Annotated in this window: 20 protein-coding genes; 10 read left to right on the top strand and 10 right to left on the bottom strand. The window is 74.2% G+C overall.

Annotated features, from left to right (window positions below):
* Positions 1-87: 87 nt before the first annotated feature.
* From ABWK59_RS11770 to ABWK59_RS11760, 3 genes are all read right to left on the bottom strand, one after another.
* Complete coding sequence (locus ABWK59_RS11770; protein WP_354640312.1) at positions 88-1158, bottom strand: NAD(P)/FAD-dependent oxidoreductase; 1071 nt, start codon at positions 1156-1158, stop codon at positions 88-90.
* A 74-nt stretch (positions 1159-1232) separates the two neighbouring features.
* The gene (gene sigJ / locus ABWK59_RS11765) at positions 1233-2114 is read right to left on the bottom strand and encodes an RNA polymerase sigma factor SigJ (RefSeq protein ID WP_354640310.1); all 882 of its coding nucleotides are present in this window, start codon (positions 2112-2114) and stop codon (positions 1233-1235) included.
* A gap of 113 nt (positions 2115-2227) precedes the next feature.
* Positions 2228-2761 carry a MarR family winged helix-turn-helix transcriptional regulator gene (locus ABWK59_RS11760; RefSeq protein WP_354640308.1) on the bottom strand — a complete coding sequence of 178 codons (534 nt, stop codon included), beginning with the start codon at positions 2759-2761 and terminating at the stop codon, positions 2228-2230.
* Between the two features lie 73 nt (positions 2762-2834).
* On the opposite strand from ABWK59_RS11760, the gene ABWK59_RS11755 reads away from it, so the two are divergent.
* Both ABWK59_RS11755 and ABWK59_RS11750 read left to right on the top strand, forming a co-directional pair.
* Positions 2835-4178: an MFS transporter gene (locus tag ABWK59_RS11755; protein WP_354640307.1), complete on the top strand. Its 1344-nt coding sequence runs from the start codon at positions 2835-2837 to the stop codon at positions 4176-4178.
* An 81-nt stretch (positions 4179-4259) separates the two neighbouring features.
* Positions 4260-5189 (top strand): EamA family transporter, encoded by a 930-nt coding sequence (locus tag ABWK59_RS11750; RefSeq protein WP_354640305.1) that lies wholly within the window; start codon positions 4260-4262, stop codon positions 5187-5189.
* Positions 5190-5278: 89 nt separating this feature from the next.
* Here the strand turns inward: ABWK59_RS11750 and ABWK59_RS11745 are convergent, their stop codons facing one another.
* Positions 5279-7195 (bottom strand): ABC transporter ATP-binding protein, encoded by a 1917-nt coding sequence (locus ABWK59_RS11745; protein ID WP_420492769.1) that lies wholly within the window; start codon positions 7193-7195, stop codon positions 5279-5281.
* Positions 7192-8925: an ABC transporter ATP-binding protein gene (locus ABWK59_RS11740; RefSeq protein ID WP_354640304.1), complete on the bottom strand. Its 1734-nt coding sequence runs from the start codon at positions 8923-8925 to the stop codon at positions 7192-7194. The genes ABWK59_RS11745 and ABWK59_RS11740 overlap by 4 nt, the downstream gene beginning before the upstream one ends.
* A 284-nt stretch (positions 8926-9209) precedes the next feature.
* On the opposite strand from ABWK59_RS11740, the gene ABWK59_RS11735 reads away from it, so the two are divergent.
* Complete coding sequence (locus ABWK59_RS11735; RefSeq protein ID WP_354640302.1) at positions 9210-11108, top strand: AMP-dependent synthetase/ligase; 1899 nt, start codon at positions 9210-9212, stop codon at positions 11106-11108.
* 108 nt (positions 11109-11216) lie between these two features.
* A complete protein-coding gene (hemW, locus tag ABWK59_RS11730) occupies positions 11217-12446 on the top strand; it encodes a radical SAM family heme chaperone HemW (RefSeq protein WP_354640300.1) in 1230 nt (409 codons plus the stop codon).
* A 192-nt stretch (positions 12447-12638) separates the two neighbouring features.
* On the opposite strand, the gene ABWK59_RS11725 is transcribed toward hemW, so the two are convergent.
* The 5 genes from ABWK59_RS11725 to htpX all read right to left on the bottom strand — a co-directional run bounded on the left by ABWK59_RS11725 (position 12639) and on the right by htpX (position 17635).
* On the bottom strand, positions 12639-14162 hold the full coding sequence (locus ABWK59_RS11725) for a hypothetical protein (protein WP_354640298.1): 1524 nt from the start codon (positions 14160-14162) through the stop codon (positions 12639-12641).
* A 79-nt stretch (positions 14163-14241) separates the two neighbouring features.
* A complete protein-coding gene (locus ABWK59_RS11720; protein WP_354640296.1) occupies positions 14242-15066 on the bottom strand; it encodes a DUF3097 domain-containing protein in 825 nt (274 codons plus the stop codon).
* A 110-nt stretch (positions 15067-15176) separates the two neighbouring features.
* Positions 15177-15947 carry a DUF2785 domain-containing protein gene (locus ABWK59_RS11715; protein WP_354640295.1) on the bottom strand — a complete coding sequence of 257 codons (771 nt, stop codon included), beginning with the start codon at positions 15945-15947 and terminating at the stop codon, positions 15177-15179.
* A gap of 102 nt (positions 15948-16049) precedes the next feature.
* Positions 16050-16634, bottom strand: coding sequence for a PspA-associated protein PspAB (gene pspAB, locus ABWK59_RS11710; RefSeq protein WP_354640293.1), 585 nt, complete (start codon positions 16632-16634; stop codon positions 16050-16052).
* Positions 16635-16714: 80 nt separating this feature from the next.
* Positions 16715-17635 (bottom strand): zinc metalloprotease HtpX, encoded by a 921-nt coding sequence (gene htpX / locus ABWK59_RS11705; protein WP_354640292.1) that lies wholly within the window; start codon positions 17633-17635, stop codon positions 16715-16717.
* Positions 17636-17880: 245 nt separating this feature from the next.
* Here htpX and hrcA point away from each other — a divergent pair, with 245 nt between their 5' ends.
* The 6 genes from hrcA to ABWK59_RS11675 all read left to right on the top strand — a co-directional run bounded on the left by hrcA (position 17881) and on the right by ABWK59_RS11675 (position 25888).
* Positions 17881-18951 carry a heat-inducible transcriptional repressor HrcA gene (gene hrcA / locus ABWK59_RS11700; protein ID WP_354640290.1) on the top strand — a complete coding sequence of 357 codons (1071 nt, stop codon included), beginning with the start codon at positions 17881-17883 and terminating at the stop codon, positions 18949-18951.
* Between the two features lie 69 nt (positions 18952-19020).
* Positions 19021-20166 (top strand): molecular chaperone DnaJ, encoded by a 1146-nt coding sequence (dnaJ, locus tag ABWK59_RS11695; protein ID WP_354640288.1) that lies wholly within the window; start codon positions 19021-19023, stop codon positions 20164-20166.
* A 126-nt stretch (positions 20167-20292) separates the two neighbouring features.
* Positions 20293-21042, top strand: coding sequence for a 16S rRNA (uracil(1498)-N(3))-methyltransferase (locus ABWK59_RS11690; RefSeq protein ID WP_354640286.1), 750 nt, complete (start codon positions 20293-20295; stop codon positions 21040-21042).
* Positions 21043-21143: 101 nt separating this feature from the next.
* Positions 21144-24470, top strand: coding sequence for a S41 family peptidase (locus ABWK59_RS11685; protein WP_354640284.1), 3327 nt, complete (start codon positions 21144-21146; stop codon positions 24468-24470).
* A 143-nt stretch (positions 24471-24613) separates the two neighbouring features.
* The gene (locus ABWK59_RS11680; protein ID WP_354644916.1) at positions 24614-24967 is read left to right on the top strand and encodes an HIT domain-containing protein; all 354 of its coding nucleotides are present in this window, start codon (positions 24614-24616) and stop codon (positions 24965-24967) included.
* A 3-nt stretch (positions 24968-24970) separates the two neighbouring features.
* On the top strand, positions 24971-25888 hold the full coding sequence (locus ABWK59_RS11675; RefSeq protein WP_354640282.1) for a ribonuclease Z: 918 nt from the start codon (positions 24971-24973) through the stop codon (positions 25886-25888).
* Positions 25889-25956 lie beyond the last annotated feature (68 nt).

Below are 25956 nucleotides of genomic sequence, written 5' to 3'. Positions count from 1 at the left end.
CGTCTCGGCAGTACCCCGAAGGGGCCCGGTTCTCCGGGCCCCTTCGGGGTGTTCCGGCGGTCGATCGCCGGGCTGTGGTCTCCGGACTCAGCGCAGGCCGGAGATCACGGCCCGGACGATGAGCGCCTTGGTGAGCCGGCCGAGGGCGCCGGTGAGGACGGCCGAGCGCATCGAGTCGTCGGGGCGGACGAACTGGACCAGGGCCTCCCCGCGGCCGAGGCTGAGGCACTGCAGGAGGAACCGGAAGTCGAACGGCCGGGTGGTCCGCCCGCTCAGCAGCCGGCCGACGTACTGGCCCATGGGCAGGGCGGTGACGCAGCCCATCCGCAGCGGGCCGACGCCCGGGACCTCCACCGCGGCCGCGTCGCCGACCACGTGCACCTCCGGGTGGGAGAGCGAGCGCAGGTGGCCGTCGACCCGGGCGCGGCCGTCCGGGGTGACGGCCAGGCCGGCCTCGGCGGCGAGCGGGTGCGGCTCCATCGAGGCGGCCCAGACGACCAGGTCGGCCGGGATCCGGCCGGTGTCGGTGCGCAGCCCGTCCGCGGAAACCGAGGTGACCCGGGCGTGCTCGTCCACCCGGACGCCGAGCCGGGCCAGCACCGCGAGCACGTGGGCGCGGCCGCGGGGCGAGAACCAGCCGCCGACCCGGTCCGCCGAGACGATCCGGACCTGCCAGTCGGGGTGGGCCTCGGCGAGTTCGGTGGCCAGCTCGATGCCGGTGGCGCCGCCGCCGACCACCGCGACGGTGCCGGGGGCGGGGGCCTGGGCGATCCGCTCCCGCAGCTCGGCGGCCCGTTCGGCGGAGTAGGCGTGCTCGGCGGCGCCGGGGACGTCCCGGCCGGCGGTGCGGCTGCCCAGGGCGTACACCAGGGTGTCGTAGGCGATCGGGGCGCCGCCGTCGTCGAGGTGGAGCTTGCGGGCCTCCAGGTCGAGCTCGGTGACCCGGGCCTGGCGGTGGGTCACCTGCCGGCCGCGCAGCACGTCGGCGATGGTGGGACGGTGCTCGGGGCGTCCGGCGGCGGCCTCGTGCTGGCGGACCCGGTGCTGGAACCGGGTCTCCGGGGCGATCAGGGTGACCCGGTCGCGGCGGCCGATCCGGGTGGCCGCGGCCAGGCCCGCGTAGCCGGCGCCGATCACGACGATGTGCTTGCCGCTCATGTCCTTCTCCTCCTGCGCTCGGGGCGTTCAGAAGGGGGACGACGGAGCCGGTGCGGTTGTGACGGTGACCCGCGTCACAGGATGTGGGTGAGCTTCTCCGGGTTGACCACGGCGAAGGCCTCGGTGATCCGGCCGTCGGCCACGGTGAAGGCGATCACGCCGCCGATCCGGCCCGGGGTCGGGTACCAGGCCAGCGCCGGCTCGCCGTTGACCAGCACCGGCTGGATGGTGGCCTCCGGGGTGAACCACTTGGCGACCAGGCCGGCGAGCAGGCGGGAGACACGGTCGGCGCCCAGCACCGGGCGGGTGCCGGCGGAGACGATGCCGCCGCCGTCCGAGTGCCAGACCACGTCCGGGTCGAGCACGGTCAGCAGGGCCTGGATGTCCCCGTTCGCGGTGGCCGCGGCGAAGGCGGTGACCGCCTGCCGGTGCTCGGCGGCGTCCACCCGGCCGCGCCGCCCGCCGGAGCGGACCCGGCGACGGGCCCGGGAGGCGAGCTGGCGGGCCGCGTCCGGGGTGCGGTCGAGGGTGGCGGCGATCTCGTCGAAGCCGACGGCGAACACGTCGTGCAGCACGAAGGCGGCCCGCTCGGCCGGGGTGAGCTGCTCCATCACGGCGAGCACGGCCAGCGAGACCTCCTCGCCCAGCTCGGCCAACCGGTCCGGACCGGCGTCCTCGGAGATCAGCGGCTCGGGCAGCCACTCGCCGACGTAGCTCTCGCGGCGGGCGCGGGCGGAGCCGAGCTGGTCGTAGCAGAGCCGGGTGACCACGGTGGTGAGGTACGCGCGGGGCTCGGCCACCTCGGAGCGGTCGACGGCGCGCCAGCGCAGCCACGCCTCCTGGAGCACGTCCTCGGCGTCGGTGAACGAGCCCAGCAGCCGGTACGCGACGGTGCCGAGGTAGCGGCGGTTGGCCTCGAAGGCGTCCATCGTCCCTGCTGACCCGTCGTCACTCACCAGGCCACCGTAGCGGGTCGCCCGGCCGGGCCTCCAGCGAGGGTCGGCCGGTCACCCGGTACGGGGCGGCCGGTCACCCGGGACGGCCGATCGGTGTCCTCCGCTGGGCCCGGTCAGTCTTCCAGTGAGGTCAGCAGGTCCCGCAGCAGGTCGTTGAGCCGGGCGGCCCGCTCGGGGCCGAGGGTGTCGACGGCGCGGCGCTGGACGGCGATCCCCGCGGCCACCGCCGCGTCGACGGTGGACCGGCCCTCGGGGGTGAGGGTGATCCGCAGGCCGCGGCGGTCGTTCGGGTCGGGGGAGCGGGTGACCAGGCCGGCCCGCTCCAGCTTGTCCAGGCGGCCGGTCATGCCGCCGGTGGTCAGCATCAGGGTGGCGGTCAGTTCACGCGGCGAGAGGGAGAACGGCTCGCCGGCCCGGCGCAGGGTGGCCAGCACGTCGAACTCGCCGCGCCCGATCCCGAACGGCGCGTACGCGCGCTCCATCTGCTCGCCCATGCCGCGGGAGAGCCGGTAGATCCGCCCGAAGGCCTCCATGGCGTGCAGCCCCTCCGCCAGGTCGGGCCGTTCCTGGCGCCACTGGGCGGTGATCGCGTCCACCGGGTCGGCGGCGCGGTGCGGGTCGGGGGCGGCGTCGGCGCTGCTGGTCATGGATCCAGTCTGGCACAGGATCGCTTGCCAGAAAGAGGCTTGACGGCAATTAGCTTAGTGCTAAGTTACTTACATGCTTTCGAAAAGGAGCCCGGGCTTCCCCGGCGAACGCAGCCTGATGACGGCCCTGGCCATCGACGCCCTCGGCAACGGCATGTACGTCCCGTTCAGCCTGGTCTTCTTCCGCCACGTCACCGGGCTGCCGCTGGCCGTCATCGGCCTGGTCCTCACCGTCACCGGCCTGGTCGGGATGGCGGCGCTGCCGCTGGTCGGCGCCGCCGTGGACCGGTTCGGCGCCCGCCGGATGCAGATCGCCCTCCACCTGGTACGGGCCGCCGGCTTCGCCGCCTACCCGCTCGCCCCGTCGCTGCCCGCCTTCGCCGCCGTCAGCCTGGTCACCGCCGTCGCCACCCGCGGCTACCCGGCCGTCCAGCAGGCCAGGATCGGCGAACTCACCTCCGGCGCCGGCCTGGAGCGCGTGAACGCCCTCGGCCGCAGCCTCGCCAACGCCGGACTTGGCGCCGGAAGCCTGCTCGCCGCCCTGCTGGTCGGGCTGGCCGGCGACCGCGGGTACACCGTCGCCGCCCTGCTCAACGCCGCCAGCTTCCTGGCCGCCGCCGCCCTGGTCCGCCGCGTCCCCGAGCCCACCGAGGGCACCGGGGCCACCGAGGGCGGTCCGGGTACCGAGGGCACCGGGGCCACCGAGGGCGGTCCGGGTACCGAGGGCACCGCCGCCACCGGCGCCACCGGCGCGGCCCGCCGCGGCAGCGGGCAGCCGGGCTACCGGGCCGTCCTCGGCGACCGGCCGTTCCTCGGCCTGGCCACCGCCAACCTGCTGATCTCCCTCGGTTACACCTCGCTCGCGGTGCTCCTCCCGGTGTACGTGACCGGCGTCCTGCACGCCTCCGCCTCGCTGGCCGGCCTCGCCTTCGCCGTCAACACCGTGCTCTGCGCCGCCCTCGGCGTCCCCGCCGGGCTCGCCGTCCGACGGTTCGCCACCCGCAACCGCGCCGCCGCCACCGGGGCCGCCCTGTTCGCCGCCGGATTCCTGGTCCAGGCCCTGCTGGTGCCCGCGGCCGGACGGTTCACCACCGCCGGACTGCTGGCCGTGGTGGTCGTGGTCACCCTCGGCGAGATCGTCCACAACCCCGCCGCCTCCGCCCTGGTCACCGCCACCGCCCCGGCCGCCGTCCGTGGCCGCTACCTGGCCGCCTACCAGCTCTCCTGGTCGCTCTCCGCCGCCCTCGCCCCCTCCCTGCTCACCGGCCTGCTGGCGCTCGACACCCGGCTGCCCTGGCTGGTGCTGGCCGCCGCCACCCTGGCCGGCGCCGGCCTGCTGCTCCGCCTGGAGCGCCGCCTGCCGGCCGAGGCCGTCCGCCCCGAGGCGCGGCGACCTGCCCTGGCCACCGCCGCCTGAGCCCCGACGCCCTCCACAACGCCTCACCCAAGGCCCCGCCCAAAGCCCCGCCCAGAGCCCCGCTCACCCCGAAGGAACGTCATGCGCGCCCTGCTGCTCACCGCACTGGCCCCGCTCGCCTGGGGCACCACCTACGCCGTCACCACCGAGTTCCTCCCCGCCGACCGTCCGCTGCTGACCGCGACCGTCCGCGCCCTGCCCGCCGGCCTGGTGCTGCTGGCGGTGACCCGGGTGCTGCCCCGCGGCGCCTGGTGGTGGCGGGCCGCCGTGCTCGGCGCGCTCAACATCGGGGTCTTCTTCGCGCTGCTGTTCGTCGCCGCCTACCGGCTGCCCGGCGGGGTGGCCGCGGTGCTCGGCGCGGTGCAGCCGCTGATGGCCGCCGCCCTGGCCCTCCCGCTGCTCGGCGAGCGGATCAGCCGCCGGACCCTGCTGGCCGGGATCACCGGCGTGACCGGGGTGGCGCTGGTGGTGCTCAGGGCCACCGCCCGGCTGGACGCACCCGGCCTGCTCGCCGGTCTGGCCGGCGCCGCCGCGATGGCCGCCGGCACGGTCCTCACCAAGCGCTGGGGCCGCCCGGAGGGGGTCGGCCCGCTGGCCATGACCGGCTGGCAGCTGACCGCCGGCGGCCTGCTGCTCCTCCCGCTCGCCGCCCTCGTCGAGGGCGCCCCGCCCGCCCTCACCGGCGGCAACCTGCTCGGCTACGCGTACCTGGCGATCGCCAACACCGCGGTCGGCTACTGGCTCTGGTTCCGCGGCATCGGCCGGCTGCCCGCCGTCTCGGTGGCCTTCCTCGGCCTGCTCAGCCCGGTCTCCGCCGCGCTGATCGGCTGGGCCGCCCTGGCGCAGGCGCTGACCCCGCTCCAGCTGCTCGGTATGGCGGTCGCCCTGACCGGCACCCTGCTCGCCCAGCGCCCCGCCGCCCGCAAGCCGGCAGTCGCCGGCAAGCCCACAGCCGCCCACACCCCGACCCTCGCCGGCACGCGGTACGGCGACCGGCTCGCCCGCCGCTGACCCGGCCGGGAACGCCACAGGGGCGCGGAGATCGATCCCGCGCCCCTGTGGCCTGCCACGCGCCCTGGCTCGCTGCCGTACGCCCCGGCTCAGTCGACCTCGGCGACCGCCTGGGCGAACTGCGCCTGGTACAGCCGGGCGTAGGCGCCCTCCGCGGCGATCAGCTCGTCGTGGGAGCCCTGTTCGACGATCGAGCCGTTCTCCATCACCAGGATCACGTCGGCATCCCGGATGGTGGAGAGGCGGTGGGCGATGACGAAGCTGGTCCGCCCGCTGCGCAGCCGGGCCATGGCCCGCTGGATCAGCACCTCGGTCCGGGTGTCCACCGAGCTGGTGGCCTCGTCCAGGACCAGGATGGACGGCTGGGCGAGGAAGGCCCGGGCGATGGTGATCAGCTGCTTCTCGCCCGCGCTGACCCCGGCGCCCTCGTCGTCGATCCTGGTGTCGTAGCCGTCCGGCAGGGTGCGGACGAACCGGTCCACGTGCGCGGCCCGCGCCGCCTCGACCACCTGTTCGCGGGTGGCGCCCTCGGCGCCGTACGCGATGTTGTCGGCGATGGTGCCGCCGAACAGCCAGGTGTCCTGGAGCACCATGCCGATGTGGGAGCGCAGTTCCTCGCGGGACATCGCGGCCACGTCCACCCCGTCCAGGGTGATCCGGCCGCCGCTGACCTCGTAGAACCGCATCAGCAGGTTGACCATGGTGGTCTTGCCGGCGCCGGTCGGGCCGACGATCGCCACCGTGTGGCCGGGCTCGACCTTCAGCGACAGGCCGTCGATCAGCGGCTTCTGAGGGTCGTACCGGAAGGAGACGTCCTCGAAGGCCACCCGGCCGCGGACCTCGTCCGGGCGCTCCGGGTGGGCCGGCTCGGTGGTCTGCTCGGGCGCGTCCAGCAGCTCGAAGACCCGCTCGGCCGAGGCCACGCCGGACTGCACCAGGTTGGCCATGCTGGCGACCTGGGTGAGCGGCTGGCTGAACTGCCGGGAGTACTGGATGAACGCCTGCACGTCGCCGATCGACAGCGCGCCGCTGGCCACCCGCAGGCCGCCGACCACGGCGACCAGCACGTAGTTGAGGTTGCCGATCAGCATCATCGCGGGCTGGATGATCCCCGAGATGAACTGGGCCCGGAAGCTGGCGGCGAACAGCGCCTCGTTCTCCCGGCCGAAGACCTCGGCGGCCTCCTTCTGCCGACCGAAGACCTTCACCAGGGCGTGCCCGGTGTACATCTCCTCGATGTGCGCGTTGAGGGCGCCGGTGCTCCGCCACTGGGCGACGAACTGCGGCTGGGCGCGCTTGCCGACCTTGGTGGCCACCACCACCGACAGCGGCACCGAGATCAGGGCTATCAGCGCGAGCAGCGGGGAGATCCAGACCATCATCACCAGCACGCCGACGATGGTCAGCACGGAGTTGATCACCTGGCCGAGGGCCTGCTGCATCGACTGGCCGACGTTGTCGATGTCGTTGGTGACCCGGCTGAGCACCTCGCCGCGCGGCTGCCGGTCGAAGTAGCTGAGCGGCAGCCGGGCCAGCTTCTCCTCGACCTGCTCACGCAGCCGGTACACCGTGCGGTTGATCGCCGCGGCGGTGATCCGGCCCTGGAACACGCCGAACACGGTGGCGGCCAGGTAGATGCCGAGCGCCCAGAGCAGCACCCGGCCGATGGCGTCGAAGTCCATCGAGCCGCCCGCGCCCTTGCCGAGCACCCCGGCGAAGACCAGGTCGGTGGCGTGGCCGAGGACCTTGGGACCGACCACGGCGCAGCCGATGCCGAGCGCGCCGAGGGCCAGCACGCCGTACAGCGGGCCGCGCTCGGGCCGGAGCAGGGTGAGCGCCCGGCGGCCGGAACCCTTGAAGTCCAGGGCCTTCTCGGTGCCCTGGCCGCCCATGAACCGGGCGGCGCCGCCCGGTCCGCGCCGGGCCGCGGCCTCCTGGGAACTGGACGGCTTGCCCGGCCCCTGGGCCGGGTCGGGCCGTCCGGTGTCCTGCTTCGCGGTGGTCACGCCGCCTCCTGCTCGGTGAGCTGGGAGAGCACGATCTCCCGGTACGTCGGATTGCCGGCCATCAGCTCCCGGTGGGTGCCGGAGCCGACCACGCCGCCCTCGTCGAGTACCACGATCCGGTCGGCGTCGCGGATGGTGGACACCCGCTGGGCGACGATCACCACCGTGGCGTCGGCGGTCTCCCGGGCCAGGGCGCCGCGCAGCTTGGCGTCGGTGGCGTAGTCCAGGGCGGAGAAGGAGTCGTCGAACAGATAGATCTCCGGGCGGCGGACCAGGGCCCGGGCGATGGCGAGCCGCTGCCGCTGGCCGCCGGAGAGGTTGGCGCCGCCCTGCGAGACGGGTGCGTCCAGGCCCTCGGGCAGGCGCTCGACGAAGTCCCTGGCCTGCGCGGTCTCCAGGGCCTGCCAGAGCTCCTCGTCGGTGGCGTCCGGGCGGCCGTACCGCAGGTTGCTGGCGACGGTGCCGGAGAACAGGTACGGCTTCTGCGGGACCAGGCCGACCACCTCGGCGAGCCGCTCGGGGGCGATCTCGCGGACGTCCACGCCGTTCACCAGCACCTCGCCGCCGGTGGCGTCGAACAGGCGGGGGACCAGGCCGAGCAGGGTGGACTTGCCGCTGCCGGTGGAGCCGATCACCGCGGTGGTCTCACCCGGCCGGGCGGCCAGGTCGATGCCGCGCAGCACCGACGCCTCGGCGCCCGGGTACCGGAAGCCGACGCCGCGCAGCTCCAGGCTGCCGTGCGTGCGCAGCTCGGTGACCGGGTCGGTCGGCGGGACGACGCTGGACTCGGTGGCCAGCACCTCCTGGACGCGCTCGGCGCAGACCTCGGCGCGCGGCACCATCATGAACATGAAGGTGGCCATCATGACGCTCATCAGGATCTGCATCAGGTAGGAGAGAAAGGCGGTGAGCGCGCCGATCTGCATCCCGCCGCTGTCGATGCGGTGGGCGCCGAACCAGATCACCGCCACGCTGGAGATGTTCACCACGCCCATGACCACCGGGAACATGAGGGCCATCAGCCGGCCGACCCGCAGCGAGTAGTCGGCCAGGTCCGTGCTGGCGCCGGCGAACCGGCGGCGCTCGTGGTCGTCCTTGACGAAGGCGCGGATCACCCGGAGGCCGGTGATCTGCTCGCGCATGATCCGGTTGACCGTGTCGATCCGCTCCTGCATCCCGCGGAACTGCGGGCGCAGCCGGCGGACCAGCAGGACCACCACGACGCCGAGCGCCGGCACCACGGCCAGCAGCAGCCCGGAGAGCGGCACGTCCTGGTTGAGTGCCATGACGATGCCGCCGACGCACATGATCGGCGCGGCCACCATCAGGGTGAACGTCATCAGCGTCAGCATCTGGACCTGCTGGACGTCGTTGGTGGTGCGGGTGATCAGCGAGGGCGCGCCGAACTGGCCCAGCTCGCGGGCCGAGAAGCTCTGGACCCGGTCGAACACCGAGGCCCGGATGTCGCGGCCGACCGCCATGGCGGTCCGGGCGGCGTAGTACACCGCGCCGATCGAGCAGGCGGCCTGGGCGATCGAGACGGCGATCATCACGCCGCCGAGCCGCAGGATGGTGCCGTTGTCGCCCTTCACCACGCCGTCGTCGATGATGTCGGCGTTCAGAGTCGGCAGGTAGAGCATGCCGATGGTGGCGATGAGCTGGAGCAGGACGAGTAGGGAGACCGGTCGGGAATAGGGGCGCAGATGGGCCCGTAGCAGTCGGATCAGCACTGTGACACTCTCGTCGTGGACAGGGGGAGTTCGCACCCCCGTTTCGGGCATTCGCGGAGCTGTGGGCGGAAGTCTCGCCGATGGTGCCGCAGCATGGTCGGAATTCCACTGCACTGCCGGTCCGAGGGGGTGCCAGGTGGCGTCACCCCCTTACGGAACGGCTTTGTACCCCCTAGGCTGCTGGTTGCCCTCTTGTTACTCGCCGGTTAAGGAAGTCGGCAGGTCGGCCGCCCCCCACGGCCACGACTCACCACCCTCGGCCACCCGCCCCCCGGAGGTCCCCGTTGAGTTCCGCGCAGTCCATGATCGAGCGGCGTCCGCCCTCCGTGGCACACCTCTTCCTCAGCAGGGTAAAGGCCACTCCCGACCATGAGGCCTACCGGTACCCCGTTCCCGTCGACGAGCAGGCCGCCGACGGCGCGCCCGGCGCCGAGCAGTGGCGCTCCCTCACCTGGGGGCAGACGGCGGACCGGGTCAAGGCGGTGTCGGCGGGCCTGATGGACCTGGGCATCGAGGCCGAGGACCGGGTCGCCATCGCCGCGGCCACCCGGATCGAGTGGATCCTCGCCGACCTCGGCAACATGTGCGCCGGTGCGGCCACCACGACGATCTACCCCAGCACCAACGCCGACGAGACGGCCTTCATCCTGGCCAACTCCGGCAGCAAGGCGATGTTCGCCGAGAACACCAAGCAGCTGGACAAGGTCGTCGCCGAGAAGGCCCAGCTGCCCGAGCTGCGCCACGTGGTGCTGTTCGACATGCCGGCCGAGCGGCCCGTCGCCGAGGGGATCGAGGTGCTCTCGCTCGCCGAGCTGGAGGAGCGCGGCGCCGCGTACCTGGCCGAGCACCCGGACGCGATCGAGAAGGCGGTCGACGCCCTCGACAAGGAGCAGCTCGCCACCCTCATCTACACCTCCGGCACCACCGGCCGCCCCAAGGGCGTGCGACTGGTCCACGACTGCTGGGCGTACGAGGGCATCGCGCAGGAGGAGAGCGGCCTGCTGGCCGCCGACGACGTGCACTTCATGTGGCTGCCGCTGTCGCACGTCTTCGGCAAGACCCTGATCTCCGGCCAGATCGCCACCGGCCACGTGATGGCCGTGGACGGCCGGATCGACCGGATCATCCACAACCTGCCGACCATCCGGCCCACCGTGATGGCCTCCGCGCCGCGCATCTTCGAGAAGGTCTACAACGGCATCGCCGGCAAGGCCCGGGCCGAGGGCGGCGCCAAGTACAAGATCTTCATGTGGGCCGCCAAGGTGGCCCGCGACCACGCCCGGATCCGCCAGGAGAACCGGATCGCCACCGGCCGCGACAGCGTGCCCTTCGCGCTGAACCTGCAGCACGCCCTCGCCGACAAGCTGGTGTACAGCAAGATCCGGGCGGCCTTCGGCGGACAGCTGAGAGGCGCCGTCTCCGGCAGCGCCGCGCTGGCCCCCGAGATCGGCTACTTCTTCGTCGGCGCCGGCGTCCCGATCCTGGAGGGCTACGGCCTCAGCGAGACCAGCGCCGGCTCCTGCGTCAACCGCAAGGAGGACATCCGGGTCGGCACGGTCGGCCAGCCGCTGCCGGGCACCGAGGTCCGGATCGCCGAGGACGGCGAGATCCTGCTCCGCGGCCCCGGCGTGATGCGCGGCTACCACAACCTGCCGGAGAAGACCGCCGAGGTCCTGGAGGCCGACGGCTGGTTCCACACCGAGGACATCGGCGAGCTCTCCGCGGACGGCTTCCTGCGGATCACCGACCGCAAGAAGGACCTGTTCAAGACCTCCGGCGGCAAGTACGTCGCCCCCAGCGAGGTCGAGGGCAAGTTCAAGGCGATCTGTCCGTTCGTCAGCAACGTCCTGGTGATCGGCAACGGCCGCAACTTCTGTACCGCGCTGATCGCCCTGGACGAGACCGTGATCATGCCCTGGGCCGCCGAGCACGGCCTCGGCGGCAAGTCCTACGCCGAGGTGTCGGCCGCGCCGGAGACCAAGGCGCTGATCGAGGGCTTCGTCCAGCGCCTCAACGGCGAGCTGCAGCGCTGGCAGACGGTCAAGAAGTTCCACCTCCTCCCGCGCGACCTGGACGTGGAGCACGGCGAGCTCACCCCGAGCCTCAAGATCAAGCGCCCGGTGGTGGAGCGGACCTACGCCGACGCCGTCGCCGACATGTACGCCGGCGCGGTCGAGGCCTGACCCGCACGTCGGGGCCCGACCCGCGCGTCGAGGCCCGACCGAACCCCTTCCCGTACGGCCCGGACCGGGCCCGGACCCGCTTGCCGGGCCGTACGGGACAATGGGGTCATGCCCTCCGCACTCCCCGACGGCGAGCCCGTGCCGTCCGACGGTTCCCTGCCCGCATCCGCCCTCACCGGGCTCGGCTCGCGGCCGTTCGGCTTCTACGTGCACGTGCCCTACTGCGCCAGCCGCTGCGGGTACTGCGACTTCAACACCTACACCGCCACCGAGCTCCGCTCCTCGGGGACGGTGGCCTCCCAGGACACCTACGCCGACAACCTGGTCGCCGAGGTGCGCCTGGCCCGGCGGGTCCTCGGCGACACCGACCTGCCGGTGCGGACCGTCTTCCTCGGCGGCGGCACGCCCACCCTGCTGCCCGCCCGGGACCTGGTCCGGATGCTCGCCGCGATCCGCGACGAGTTCGGCCTCGCCCCCGACGCCGAGGTCACCACCGAGGCCAACCCCGAGTCGGTCGGCCCCGCCTACCTGGCCGAGCTGCGCGAGGGCGGGTTCAACCGGATCTCCTTCGGCATGCAGAGCGCCCGGCCGCACGTCCTCCAGCTGCTCGACCGGCACCACACCCCGGGCCGCCCCGAGGCCTGCGTCGCCGAGGCCCGCGCGGCCGGCTTCGAGCACGTCAACCTGGACCTGATCTACGGCACCCCCGGGGAGTCGGACGACGACTGGAGGGCCTCCCTGGACGCCGCGATCGGCGCCGGCCCCGACCACGTCTCCGCCTACTCGCTGATCGTCGAGGACGGCACCCGGCTGGCCGCCCGGGTCAAGCGCGGCGAACTCCCGATGATCGACGACGACGTGCACGCGGACCGGTACCTGATCGCGGACGAGGCCCTCGGCAAGGCCGGCTACGCCTGGTATGAGGTCTCCAACTGGGCCACCACCGAGGCCGGCCGCTGCCGGCACAACGAGCTGTACTGGACCGGCGCCGACTGGTGGGGCGCCGGGCCGGGCGCACACAGCCACGTCGGCGGCGTCCGCTGGTGGAACGCCAAGCACCCCGCCGCCTACGCCCAGGCCCTCGCCGAGGGACGCACCCCGGCACTGGGCCGCGAGCTCCTCGCCGAGGAGGACCGCCGGGTCGAGCGGATCCTGCTGGAACTCCGGCTGGTCGACGGCTGCCCGCTGGACCTGCTCACCGCCGACGGGCGCGCCGCCGCCGACCGCGCCCTCGCCGACGGGCTGCTCGACCCCGCCGCCCACGCCGACGGGCGCGCCGCGCTCACGCTGCGCGGACGGCTGCTGGCCGACGGCGTGGTCCGCGACCTGGTCGACTGACCGGGCGGGCGCCGGCCGCCCGGCACCGGCCGTCAGAGCCGCCCGGACCGCTCCCGGGCGCGGCGGCCGACTGAGGAGCGCCGGCCGGCACACGGACAGGGGCGCGGGGGCCGCGCGCGACGGCAGGGCGCCACGTCGGCGTCCTCCTGCTGCGCGCGGTCCCCCGCGCCCCCGGGTGGGCTCGTCAGCCCGTCAGCCGGTCTTCGAGAAGGTCTTGATCGGCCACTCGCGGTGGAGCACGGGGAGCGGGACGCGGCCCTCGATCACCGGGGTGCCGAAGATCTTCAGGTGGGCCGTCAGCGCCCCCGTCAGGTCGACGCCCCCGTACAGCCCGAGCGTGCCGTTGGCCTGGGTGACCCCGTTCTTGCTGTCGAGCGCCACGGCGCCCTCCGCGCGGGCCAGCAGATACGGCTTGACGACGGCCTCCACGCCCACCGCACCGTAGAGACCGACACTCACCTCCGCGCCGAGCGCGGCCTTGACGTCGGCCTTGCCGGACAGCTTGGCCCGGACCGGGGAGACCTTGGTGTCGCCCTCCTTGGTGAGCGGGCTCCAGCCGCGGTCGCCCGCGTAGTCGGCCTTGACGTTCCAGCCGCCGTCGAACTCCTGCTCCACCTCCACGGAGACGGTGCCGTCGGCGCTGATCTCCAGGTAGGCGGTGAGGCCGAGGTTCACCACCACGGGCAGGCCGCCGACGTTGAGCACCGGGTCGGCGTGCAGCTCGGCGAGCGGCACCCGCAGCGGCTTGCCGGTGCCCTTGCTGAGCTCGCCGTTGACCTTCCACTGGGCGTGGGCGCCGAGGTCGAAGCCGACCGAGGCGGTGCGCGGAGCGCCGACCCGGGCGCCGTGGTACGCGAAGTGCACGGCGGGCCGCATGCTGACCGAGCCGCTGGCCTGGGCGTTGGCGCCGCCGGGCAGCGGGATGGGGGCCTGGACGTCCAGCTGGAGGGTGCCGGCCGCGTCGGCGTTGACCCCGCCGAGGTCGGCGGCGAAGGACACCTTGACGTCCTTGACCAGCGGCTTGACCGAGACGGCGTGCGGGTCGACGGCGACCTTGCCGTCGGCCTCGGCACCGCCGAGCAGCTCCGGCAGGGTGGCCGGGCGGGTGCTGGCGGTGACGGTGCCGTCGCCCTTGGGCTGGACGGCGGTGACGGCGAGCAGCGCGCCCTGCGGCGCGGCGGCGGTCGGCGGGCTGGCGATCAGCTGCCCGGCCCGGACCTCCTGCGGTGCCTGCGAGGCGGCGGAGGAGGAGGCGGCGGAGGGCGTGCCGGCCGTGCTCGGGGCAGCGGAGGCGGACGGGCCGGCCGACTTCCCCGGGGCCGGGGCGGCCTTCGAGGCGGAGGCGCCGGTGGCGGATGCGCCGGGGGCCGGGGTGCCGCCGCCCGCCGGGGCTATGGTGTCGGCCGCCGCCAGGACGGCGGTGCCGGTGGCGGGGTCGTAGGAGGCCAGCTTGACGTTGCGGGCGGTGCCGGTGGGGGCCGGACCGGTGGGGCTGGGGGTGACCACGGCGGTCTGCTGAGGGCCGGGTTGGGCGGCGCTCACCACCAGGGCGGGGGCATCGGCCCGGATCCCGTCCACCGCCTCGGCGGTGAGGGCGGGGGCGGGCCGGTCGGCCGAGGCGTTTCGGGTGGCCGGGGTGGCGCAGGCGGAGACGCTCAGCAGGAGGGCGGTCGCGAGAGCGGACAGCCCCAACGTGCGGGTGGTGGAGTTGTTCACCCGTGGAATGTTACTGACGCGTCATCAAGTTGTCGAAGTCATGCCAGCTGCCCTGTGGGGCAACGGAATCGGCCGGCGGTCAGCCGGCGGTGACGAAGTCGATCAGCTCCTCGACCCGCCCGAGCAGGGCCGGTTCGAGGTCCCGGTAGGAGTCCACCGAGGCGAGGACGCGCTTCCACGCGGCGGGCGGGTCCACCGGCCAGCCCAGGCGGCGGCAGACGCCCTCCTTCCAGACCTCCCCGCGCGGCACCTCCGGCCAGCCGGGGATGCCCACGCTCGACGGCTTGACGGCCTGCCAGACGTCCACGTACGGGTGGCCGACCACCAGCACCGCCTCGCCGCTCACCTGTGCGGCGATCCGGTGCTCCTTGGTGCCCGGCAGCAGGTGGTCCACCAGGACGCCCAGCCGGCGGCCCGGGCCGGGGGCGAACTCGGCGACCACCGCGGGCAGGTGGTCCACGCCCTCCAGGTACTCGACCACCACGCCCTCGATCCGCAGGTCGTCGCCCCAGACCCGCTCGACCAGCTCGGCGTCGTGCCGGCCCTCCACGTAGATCCGGGACTCCCGGGCCACCCGGGCCCGCGCGCCGGGGACGGCGACCGAGCCCGAGGCGGTCAGCGCCGGCCCGCGCGCCGGGGCGGCCGCGGCCGGCCGGACCAGGGTCACCACCCGCCCGTCCAGCAGGAAGCCGCGCGGCACCATCGGGAAGACCCGGTGCTTGCCGAACCGGTCCTCCAGGGTGACGGTCAGCCCCTCGGCGGTCTTCTCGCAGCGCACCACCGCGCCGCAGAAGCCGGTGGCCGCCTCCTCCACCACCAGGTCGCGCTCGGCCGCCACCTCGGGGGCGGGCTGTTGCCGCTTCCAGGGAGGGGTCAGGTCCGGGCCGTACTGCCTGCTGCGCATCCGACGGAGTCTACGAGACCTGAGTACGCGTCACACCGCCCGGCCCCGGCGCGGCGGGCCACCGGCGCGGCGGCCCGGCGTCCGGGCGTCCGGGCGTCCAGGCGGGCGGCTCAGCCCGCGTACGGGGAGGTGATCGACAGCACCTCGGCGACCCGGGACCGGACGGCCTCCGCGTGCCGCAGCGGCTCGGCGGCCGACCCGCGGCGGTCCGGCCGTACCCCGCGGTCGGCGAGCAGGTAGACCACCCGCAGCGTGCGGATGGTGTTGGAGGCGTGTGCCGGGACGGGGCCGGGCCGGCCGGCCCGGAATTCCGCGGCGATCGGCTCCAGCCAGGCCGTCGAGCCCTGCTCGGTGAGCTCCTGACGGGTCAGCGCCAGGCCGATCGCGTGGCCCAGCCGGTCGTCCTCCATCGCGTCCAGGACGTGGTCGGTCGGCGCCAGCAGGCGGGCCACCGCCAGCTCCAGCAGCGCCACCGGATCGGTCCCGGGACAGCGGCCGAAGGCGCCCAGCAGGTCCGCGCCGTGCGCCACCGCGTGCAGCCACCCCAGTTCGGCGTCATGGCCGCGCAGATCGGTCTCGGCCGGGTACCAGCGGGCGAACGCGGCCAGCCAGGCCGGGTCGTACGTGCCCGCCTCGACGATCTTCGTCAGGATCAGCGGGGCGAAGGTCCGTGCCTGGACCTCCGGGTCGGTGAACCGCTCGGCCATCGCGTCACCGAGGGCCCGCCGCTCCGGCTCGTCCAGCTCCGGCACCCAGCGGCAGAGCTGGGCGTACGCGTGGTCGTCCCGCTCGGCCGGGTCGGGGGAGCGCAGGGCCAGACTCACCCGGCGGATCCGCTCGGGGGTCGGCGGCAGGGTGGCGAGGAGGGTCCAGTCGATCACAGCCCGGCAGCGTACGGCCCGTCCGGCCGGCCCTGCCACCGGTTTCCCCGAAGCCGCCGGTCTCCCCGGACCGCCGGTCTCCCCGGACCGCCCGACGGGCCGTCACAGCCCGGGCGCCCCCCACACCGGGAACCAGCGGCTCAGGTCGGGCTCCAGCCGCAGGTCGTTGCCGAGCATCGCCTTCACCTGCAGCTCCAGCGGGCTGTTGCGGCGCTCCCCGCCGCCCGGCACCGGCGCGAACGGGTAGAAGGTGCCGCGCTTGTACAGGTACACCAGCGCCAGCGGCTGCCCCTGCGCGTCGCGGAAGGTCACCAGGGAGCACAGCAGCTGCGGGCCGAAGCCGTTCGCCTCCAGCTCGCTGTTGACCGCGTGCAGGTCGTTGACCAGCTCGGCCAGCTCCCCGGGCGCGTGCCGGGCCAGCAGCCAGGAGTAGCCGTACCCGTCCCGGGAGGCCTCCACCGGCACCCCGCCGCGCGCGGTGTCCGCGTCCAGCAGCCGCCGGACCTGGTCCTGCACCTCGGCGAAGGCCCCGCCCTCCACCGCGGCGAAGCACACCGAGCCCAGCCCGGTCGGCAGGAAGCCGGCCGCCGCCTCCAGCGTCACCGCCGCCGAGGGCACCCCGAACAGCTGGTCGAGATCGGGCCGGACCGGCTTGGTCCGGCCGAACAACGCGTCCAGGAATCCCACCGGTGCCGCTCCTCGTCTCCTCGTCCGTCGTTCCGGGTGATCGGGTGATCGGGTGCTCTCGCGATCGGCCCCCGCCGCGGTCAGCGGCCGAGCTCCGCCGAGAGCCGCTCCAGCTGCGCCAGCCGCTGCTCCAGCGACGGGTGGGTGGACAGCAGCTGCGAGGCGACGTCCTTCGGGCTCAGCGCCGGCGCGAAGTAGAAGGCGTTGTACGGCTGCGCCTTGCGCAGGTCCTCGGTCGGGATCGCGGCGATCCGCCCGGTGACCTTGGTGAGCGCCGACGCCAGCGCGCTCGGCCGGCCGGTCAGCTGGGCCGCGGCCCGGTCGGCGGCCAGCTCCCGGTAGCGCGACAGCATCCGGGTGAGCAGGAAGCTGATCGCGTACACCACCATGCTGACCAGCGGGATCAGCACCAGGGCGATCGCGGTGTTGGGGTCGTTGCTGTTGCGGTTGCCGCCGAGGAAGCCGCCGTAGAGCGCGGCCCGGGTGACCACGCCGGCCAGTACGCCGAGGAAGCCGGCCACCGTCATCACGGCCACGTCCCGGTGCGCCACGTGCGACAGCTCGTGGGCGAGCACGCCCTCCAGCTCCTCGGGCTCCAGCCGGCGCAGCAGGCCGGTGGTCACGCAGACCACGGCCTTCTCCGGTTTCCGGCCGGTGGCGAAGGCGTTCGGCATGTCGTTGCGGGCCACCGCGACCCGGGGCTTGGGCATGTCGGCGAGCGCGCACAGCCGGTCGATCGTGCCGTGCAGCTGGGGGTACTCCTCCGGGGTCGCCTCGCGGGCGCCCATGGCCCGCTCGGTGATCTTGTCGCTGAACCAGAACTGGGCCACGAACAGCCCGGCGGACAGCAGCACGATCAGTGGCCACGCGCCGCGCAGCAGCGCGATCAGCAGCCCGGTGAATCCGACGTACACCAGGCCGATCAGGAACATCGTGGTGACCATGCGACCGGTCAGCCCGCGGTCGGGCGCGAACCTGGACTGCCGCTGTGACGTCGTCATCGCCGCTCCTCCCAGTGAGTCGCTGCTTTCGATGCTGCCACCGCGCGGGTCGCCGGGCACCATTCCCGCACCCTGATTCCCCCCGGAGTTCTCCTTCCCGGAATCCGACGAGGATCACGTGGGCCGACCGTTCCTGCGGCGGAGGCCGGGCCTTACACTGGCAGGTACTGTTCTGGCACTCTGCCTTCCGGAGTGCCAGGCCAGCGAGACAGCCGACCAGCGAGGAAGGCACGGAGGTGCGTGCCATGCCGGACGAGGCGAAGTCCGACGGTCGCCTGCTCGACACGCGCCCCGTCCGCCCGCTGGACGAGCGGCGCCTGGCGGTGCTGCGGGCGATCGTCCAGGACTACGTCGGGACGGAGGAGCCGGTCGGCTCCAAGGCCCTGGTCGAGCGTCACAACCTCGGCGTCTCCCCGGCCACCGTCCGCAACGACATGGCCGCCCTGGAGGACGACGGGTACATCCAGCAGCCGCACACCAGCGCCGGCCGGATCCCCACCGACAAGGGCTACCGCCTGTTCGTCGACCGCCTCGCCGAGGTGAAGCCGATGACGCCGCCCGAGCGGCGCGCCATCCGGCACTTCCTGGAGGGCGCGGTCGACCTGGACGACGTGGTGGCCCGGACGGTCCGGCTGCTGGCGCAGCTGACCCGGCAGGTCGCGGTGGTCCAGTACCCCTCGCTCACCCGCTCCACCGTCCGCCACATCGAGCTCGTCCCGCTGACCCCTAGCAAGGTCATGCTGGTGCTGATCACCGACACCGGCCGGGTCGAGCAGCGCATCGTGGACTGCCCGGGAACGGTCGGCGAGACCGTCCTGGCCGACCTGCGGGCCAAGCTCAACGCCAAGTCCCAGGGCCGCCGCCTGCCGGAGGTGCCCACCGCGCTGGAGGACCTCCCGTCCGGCTTCGAACCCGGCGACCGGCCGACCGTGACCACGATCCTGGCCACGCTCTTCGAGACCCTGGCCGAGCAGAACGAGGAGCGGATCATGCTGGCGGGCACCGCCAACCTGACCCGCTTCGGACACGACTTCCCGCTCACCATCCAGCCGGTGCTGGAGGCGTTGGAGGAGCAGGTCGTCCTGCTCCGCCTGCTGGGTGAGACGGCGGACTCCGCGATGACGGTCCGGATCGGCCACGAGAACGCCTACGAGGGGCTCAATTCCACCTCCGTGGTGTCCGTCGGCTACGGTTCGGGCGACCAGAGCGTGGCGAAGCTCGGGGTGATCGGTCCGACCCGGATGGATTACCCGGGCACAATGGGGGCGGTGCGAGCGGTGGCACGGTACGTGGGCCAGATCCTGGCCGAGTCGTAGGGGCGGGCCGCTGGCGGACCAGCGGTGACCAGCGCAAGCACTTCATCAGCGGAACAACCGGAGCATTTGGTGGCCACGGACTACTACGCGGTACTCGGCGTCCGACGCGACGCGGGGCAGGACGAGATCAAGAAGGCGTTCCGGCGCCTCGCCCGAGAACTGCACCCGGACGTCAACCCGGACCCGAAGACGCAGGAGCGGTTCAAGGAGATCAACGCCGCCTACGAGGTGCTCTCCGACCCGCAGAAGCGGCAGGTGTACGACCTCGGCGGCGACCCGCTGTCGCCCAACGGCGGCGGTGCGGGCGCGGGCGGATTCGGCGCCGGCGCGGCGGGCTTCGGGTTCTCCGACATCATGGACGCCTTCTTCGGCGCCGCGGCCGGCCAGCGCGGCCCGCGCTCGCGGACCCGGCGCGGCCAGGACGCCATGATCCGCCTGGAGATCACCCTGGAGGAGGCCGCCTTCGGCACCACCAAGGAACTCCAGGTCGACACGGCCGTCACCTGTACCACCTGCTCCGGCGAGGGCGCCGCGCCCGGCACCTCCGCGCAGACCTGTGACATGTGCCGCGGCAAGGGCGAGGTCTCCCAGGTCACCCGGTCCTTCCTGGGCCAGGTCATGACCTCCCGTCCCTGCCCGCAGTGCCAGGGCTTCGGCACCGTGGTGCCGACCCCGTGCCCGGAGTGCGCCGGCGACGGCCGTGTCCGGGCCCGCCGCACCCTCACCGTGAAGATCCCCGCCGGTGTGGACAACGGCACCCGGATCCAGCTGGCCGGCGAGGGCGAGGTCGGCCCCGGCGGCGGCCCGGCCGGCGACCTGTACGTGGAGATCGCCGAGACCAGCCACGCGGTCTTCCAGCGGCGCGGCGACGACCTGCACTGCACGGTCACCATCCCGATGACCGCCGCGGCGCTCGGCACCCAGGTGCCGCTGCAGACCCTGGACGGGCTGGAGGAGGTCGACATCCGCCCGGGCACGCAGTCCGGCCAGTCGATCCCGCTGCACGGGCGGGGCATCACCCACCTGCGCGGGGGCGGCCGGGGCGACCTGATAGTGCATGTCGAGGTGCAGACGCCCACCAAGCTCGACCCGGAGCAGGAGGATCTGCTGCGGCGGCTCGCCATGCTGCGCGGGGAGGAGCGGCCGTCCGGGCAGTTCGCACCGGGCCAGCAGGGGCTGTTCTCCCGCCTGAAGGACGCCTTCAACGGCCGCTGAGGCCCGCTGCTCGGAGCACCTCTGCTGCTCGGAGCACCCAGGGGCGCGCGGGGGCACCCCGGCCTTCGGGCGGGAGGTGCCCGCACGCGCCCCTGTTCCGCTTCACCACCTCCGAGAGGAAATCCCGTGACCGCGCCCGTGTTCGTCGTCGAGACCGCGGTGCTGGCCGCCGCCGCGCCCGGGGCGCTGGTCCGGCTGGACGGTGCGGAGGGGCGGCACGCCGCCGCGGTGAAGCGGCTGGAGGCCGGCGAGGCGGTGACCCTGGCCGACGGGCAGGGTCTCGGGGTGGACGGCACGGTGGCCGCCGTCCACGGCAAGGACGCGCTGGACGTCACCGTGCTGGAGGTCCGCGCCGAGCCGGAGCCGAGCCCGCGGATCGTGGTGGTCCAGGCGCTGCCCAAGGGCGACCGCGGCGAGCTGGCCGTGGAGACGATGACCGAGGTCGGCGTCGACGTGGTGATCCCGTGGGCCGCGTCCCGCTGCATCACGCAGTGGAAGGGCGACCGCGGCGCCAAGGCGCTGGCCAAGTGGCGGGCGACCGCCCGGGAGGCCGGGAAGCAGTCCCGCCGGCTGCGGTTCCCCGAGGTCCGCGAGCTGATAACGACCCGCCAGCTGGCGCCGCTGCTCGGACAGGCCGCGCTGGCCGCCGTGCTGCACGAGGACGGCGCCGAGCCACTGGCCACCGCCCCGCTGCCGGGGAGCGGGGACATCGTGCTGGTCGTCGGACCGGAGGGCGGGGTCGCGCCGGAGGAGCTGGCCGCCTTCGCCGAGGCCGGCGCGAAGCCGTACCGGCTGGGCCCCTCGGTGCTGCGGACCTCCACGGCGGGGGTGGCCGCCGGCGCGCTGCTGCTGGGGCGGACCGGCCGCTGGTCCTGAGCCGGCGGTCCCCGGCTCCTGCGTCCGCGGTCCCGACCGCCCGGCGGACGGTTTGCCCGGAAACCTTCATCGGGGCCGGTCCGCCTGCCTATGGTGGGCCTGTGAGCGAACCCCAGGGCGCCTACCTGCGCCATCCGCATCTGCACGGAGACCTGGTCACCTTCGTCGCCGAGGACGACGTCTGGCTGGCCCCGATCGAGGGCGGACGGGCCTGGCGCCTGACGGCGGACCAGGTGCCGGTCAGCCGGCCGAGGTTCTCGCCGGACGGCCGCCTGATCGCCTGGACCTCCACCCGGGACGGCGCACCCGAGATCCACGTCGCCCCCGCTGAGGGCGGCCCGTCCCGGCGGCTGACGTACTGGGGCAGCCCGCGCACCGGGCTGCGCGGCTGGACGGCCGACGGCCGCCCGATCGCGGTGACCACCGCCGGGCAGGCCACCGCCCGCAGCTCCTGGGCGTTCGCCGTCCCGCTGGACGGCGGCGAGCCGACCCGGCTGCCGTACGGACCGATCGGCGGGCTCGCGCTGGAGCCCGGCGGCGACCGGGCGCTGCTGCTCTCCGCCGGCAGCATGGAGCCCGCCTACTGGAAGCGGTACCGCGGCGGGCTGGTCGGCAAGCTGTGGATCGGCGCGGACCGCTTCGAGCGGGTGCACGCCGACCTGGACGGCCAGCTCGACTGCCCGCTCTGGGTCGGCGACCGGATCGCCTTCCTCTCCGACCACGAGGGCGTCGCCGGCCTCTACTCCAGCCTCCCGGACGGCACCGACCTGCGCCGGCACGGCGGCGGCGACCCGCACGCGGCCGGGTTCTACGCCCGCAACGCCAGCACCGACGGCCGCCGGGTGATCTGGCACAGCGCCGGCGAACTCTGGCTGCTCGACGACCTGGACGGCGCCGAACCCCGGCGCCTGGACGTCCGCCCGGCCGGCCCGCGGACCCGCCGCCAGCCGCACCCGACGCACGCCGCCAGCCACCTGGAGTCCGTCGCCCCGGACCGCACCGGCCGCGCCGCCGCCGTGGTGGTGCGCGGCACCGTCCACTGGCTGACCCACCGCGAGGGCCCCGCCCGGGTGCTGGACGAGACCCCGGGCGTCCGGGCCAGGTCGGCCAGGGTCGTCCCCGGCGAGGACGGCGCCCAGGGCGTGCTCTGGGTGACCGACGCCGAGGGCGACGACGCCCTGGAGTACGCGCCCGCCGTGCTCGGCGCCGAGCGCCGCCGGCTGGCCTCCGGCCGGCTCGGCCGGGTGCTCGGGCTGACCGTCTCCCCGGACGGCCGGCAGGCCGCGGTGGCCGCCCACGACGGCCGGGTGCTGCTGGTGCACCTCGCCGACGGCGAGGTGCACGAGCTGGCCCGCAGCGGCGACGGCGACGTCTCCGGCCTGACGTTCAGCCCCGACTCGGGGTGGCTCGCCTGGTCCCAGCCGGTGCTCGGCCCGTGGGGCATGCGCCAGATCATGCTGGCCGACCTGGCCGGCCGGACGGTCAGCGCCGTCACCCAGCAGCGGTTCACCGACTACTCGCCGGCCTTCACCGCGGACGGCAAGCACCTGGCCTTCCTCTCGGTCCGCAACTTCGACCCGGTCTACGACGTGCACGTCTTCGACCTGTCCTTCCCCACCGGCGCCCGGCCGTACCTGATCACCCTGGCCGCCGACACCCCGTCCCCGTTCGGCCCGCAGCGCGCCGGCCGGCCGGTGGACGGCGAGGAGGACGAGCCCGCGGCCACCGCCCCGGCCACCCCGGCGAAGCCCGCCGAGGCGGGGGATACCGGCGAGGCCGCGCAGGACGGCGGTGCGAAGGACGGTGACGGCGACGCGAAGGGCAGTGACGGCGACGCGAAGGACGGCGGAGCGTCGAAGGAGGACGCCGCGCCCGTCACCCGGGTCGACCTGGAGGGCATCGCCGACCGGATCATCCCCTTCCCGGTCGAGGGCGGCCGGTTCGGCACCCTGCGCGCCGCCAAGGACGGCGTGCTGTGGACCCGGCACCCGCTGCTCGGTGAACTCGGCGACAGCGCCGCCTCGCTGGAGGACGAGCACCCGCGCCCCGCGCTGGAGCGGTTCGACCTGCGCAAGCGCCGCGCTGAGCAGCTGGTCGCCGAGCTGGACGGCTTCGCGGTCAGCGGCGACGGCGCCCGGATCGCCGTCGTCGACGAGGGTGACCTGCGGATCCTCCCGGCCGGCCACAAGGCGGGCGACGACGAGGACACGGACGTCGACCTCACCCGGATCCGGGTCACCGTCGACCCCGCCGCCGAGTGGCGCCAGATGTTCGACGAGAACGGCCGCCTGATGCGCGACAACTTCTGGCGCGCGGACCTCGGCGGCGTCGACTGGGCGGGCGCCCTCGCCCGGTACCGCCCGCTGGTGGACCGGGTCGGCTCGCACTCCGACCTGGTCGACCTGCTCTGGGAGACCGTCGGCGAACTCGGCACCTCGCACGCCTACGTCATCCCGCCCGGCCGCGGCTCCGAGGCCGCCCGCCGCCAGGGCCTGCTCGGCGCCGACCTGGTCAAGGACGGCGACCGCTGGCGGATCGGCCGGATCCTGCCCGGCGAGTCCTCCGACCCGAGGGCCCGCTCCCCGCTGGCCGCCCCCGGCGTCGCGGTCCGCCCCGGCGACGCCGTCATCGCCGTCAACGGCCGCCCGGTCGACCCGGTCACCGGCCCCGCCCCGCTGCTCGCCGGCACCGCCGGCCAGCCGGTCGAACTCACCGTGGCCGGCAAGGACGGCACCGGTGAACGCCACCCGGTGGTCGTCCCGCTCGCCGACGAGGAGGCCCTCCGGTACCACGACTGGGTCTCCGGCCGCCGCGCCGAGTGCCGGGAGCTGTCCGGCGGACGGCTCGGCTACCTGCACATCCCCGACATGCAGAGCGCCGGCTGGGCCCAGCTCCACCGCGACCTGCGGGTGGAGATGGCCAAGGAGGGCGTCGTCGTCGACCTCCGGGAGAACCGCGGCGGCCACACCTCGCAGCTGATCATCGAGAAGCTCGGCCGCCGGATCGTCGGCTGGGACACCGCGCGCGACCTCGCCCACCCGATGCCGTACCCCGGCGACGCGCCCCGCGGGCCGGTGGTGGCCCTGGCCGACGAGTTCGCCGGGTCGGACGGCGACATCATCAACGCAGCCATCCAGGCGCTCGGCATCGGACCGGTGGTCGGCACCCGCACCTGGGGCGGCGTGATCGGCATCGACGGCCGCTACAGCCTGGTGGACGGCACCGCGGTCACCCAGCCCAAGTACGCCTTCTGGATGGAGGGGTACGGCTGGGGTGTGGAGAACCACGGGGTGGACCCGGATGTCGAGGTGCCGATCGCGCCGCACGACTGGGCCGCCGGCCGCGACCCCCAGCTCCAGGAGGCCGTCCGGATCGCCCTCGTCGCGCTCGACGCCACCCCGGCCAAGACCCCGCCGCCGATGCCGTAGGCACCCGGCGGGTGCTCTCAGGGGCGCGTGGGGGGGACCTCCCGGCCGCGAGCCGGGAGGTCCCCCCACGCGCCCTTCTGCGGTGGACGGGGTGCACTAGGCTGCGCTGCGTAATGACGATCGATCAGCGCGAGGAGACCGTGATGGCCGGCGAGCCGCAGCACGACTGCCTGTTCTGCAAGATCGTGGCGGGCGAGATCCCGGCCACGGTCGTCCGGAAGACCGCGGACACCATCGCCTTCCGCGACATCCACCCGCAGGCGCCGACCCACGTCCTGGTCATCCCGCACGTGCACTACCCGAACGCCGCCGCGCTGGCCGCCGCCGAGCCGGCGATCGCCGCCGAACTCCTCACCGAGGCCGCCGAGGTCGCCAGGGAGGAGGGCATCGAGGACTACCGCATGATCTTCAACACCGGTGCCGGGGCGGGCCAGACCATCTTCCACGCCCACGTCCACATCCTCGGCGGCAAGCCGCTCCGCGAGGGCATGGTCTGATCCGTGTCCCAGCGCGAACTCGTCGTCCTCGGCACCGCCAGCCAGGTGCCCACCCGCCACCGCAATCACAACGGCTACCTGCTCCGCTGGGACGGCGAGGGCCTGCTGTTCGACCCGGGCGAGGGCACCCAGCGGCAGATGCTGCAGGCCGGGGTCACCGCCACCGGCATCACCCGGATCGCGGTCACCCACTTCCACGGCGACCACTGCCTGGGCCTGGCCGGCATCCTCCAGCGGATCAACCTGGACCGCGTTCCGCACCCGGTGGACGCCTACTACCCCGCCTCGGGCGAGGCGTTCTTCGAACGGCTGCGGTACGCCTCGGCCTACTACGAGACCGCCTCGGTGCGGCCGCGCCCGATCATCGACCCGGGCCCGCTGGAGGCGCCCGGCGCCCCGTTCGCGCTGGAGGCCGTCCGGCTGTCGCACCCGGTGGAGTCCTTCGGCTACCGGCTGGTCGAGCCGGACAGTCGCCGGATGCGCCCGGAGGCGCTGCGGGCCCTCGGGCTGCACGGCCCGGCCGTGGGACGGCTCCAGCAGGAGGGTCGGATCGAGCTGGACGGGCGGATGGTCACCCTGGACGAGGTCAGCGAGGCCCGGCCGGGCCAGCGCTTCGCCTTCGTGATGGACACCCGGCTGTGCGACGGCGTCGGCGAACTCGCCGAGGGCGCCGACCTGCTGGTGATCGAGGCGACCTTCGCCGAGGCGGACGCCCACCTCGCCGAGGAGCACGGCCACCTCACCGCCGCCCAGGCCGCCCGGGTGGCCGCCGAGGCGGGCGTCCGCACCCTGGTGCTCACCCACTTCTCCCAGCGCTACCCGGACCTGGACCAGCACCTGGCCGAGGCCCGCAAGCAGTTCGACGGCGAGATCGTGGTCGCCGAGGACCTGGTCCGGGTGCCCGTGCCCCCGCGCCGGTGACCGAGCCGGTGATCGCGGCGGTGATGTGGCCGGTGAGCGCGTCGGTGGCCGCGCCGCACCGAAAAATC

The sequence above is a fragment of the Kitasatospora sp. HUAS MG31 genome, assembly GCF_040571325.1.
In the GTDB taxonomy this organism is placed as follows: Bacteria; Actinomycetota; Actinomycetes; order Streptomycetales; family Streptomycetaceae; genus Kitasatospora; species Kitasatospora camelliae.
This window is presented reverse-complemented; position numbering and strand designations above follow the sequence as displayed.

What these genes read in the sequence shown, in the direction of transcription:
- hrcA (WP_354640290.1), top strand. Translation starts at nt 17,881, where the DNA reads ATGCCGGACGAGGCGAAGTCCGACGGTCGCCTGCTCGACACGCGCCCC.
- ABWK59_RS11720 (WP_354640296.1), bottom strand. Translation starts at nt 15,066, where the DNA reads ATGCGCAGCAGGCAGTACGGCCCGGACCTGACCCCTCCCTGGAAGCGG.
- ABWK59_RS11770 (WP_354640312.1), bottom strand. Translation starts at nt 1,158, where the DNA reads ATGAGCGGCAAGCACATCGTCGTGATCGGCGCCGGCTACGCGGGCCTG.
- htpX (WP_354640292.1), bottom strand. Translation starts at nt 17,635, where the DNA reads ATGACGACGTCACAGCGGCAGTCCAGGTTCGCGCCCGACCGCGGGCTG.
- hemW (WP_354640300.1), top strand. Translation starts at nt 11,217, where the DNA reads ATGCCCTCCGCACTCCCCGACGGCGAGCCCGTGCCGTCCGACGGTTCC.
- ABWK59_RS11760 (WP_354640308.1), bottom strand. Translation starts at nt 2,761, where the DNA reads ATGACCAGCAGCGCCGACGCCGCCCCCGACCCGCACCGCGCCGCCGAC.
- ABWK59_RS11680 (WP_354644916.1), top strand. Translation starts at nt 24,614, where the DNA reads ATGGCCGGCGAGCCGCAGCACGACTGCCTGTTCTGCAAGATCGTGGCG.
- ABWK59_RS11750 (WP_354640305.1), top strand. Translation starts at nt 4,260, where the DNA reads ATGCGCGCCCTGCTGCTCACCGCACTGGCCCCGCTCGCCTGGGGCACC.
- ABWK59_RS11755 (WP_354640307.1), top strand. Translation starts at nt 2,835, where the DNA reads ATGCTTTCGAAAAGGAGCCCGGGCTTCCCCGGCGAACGCAGCCTGATG.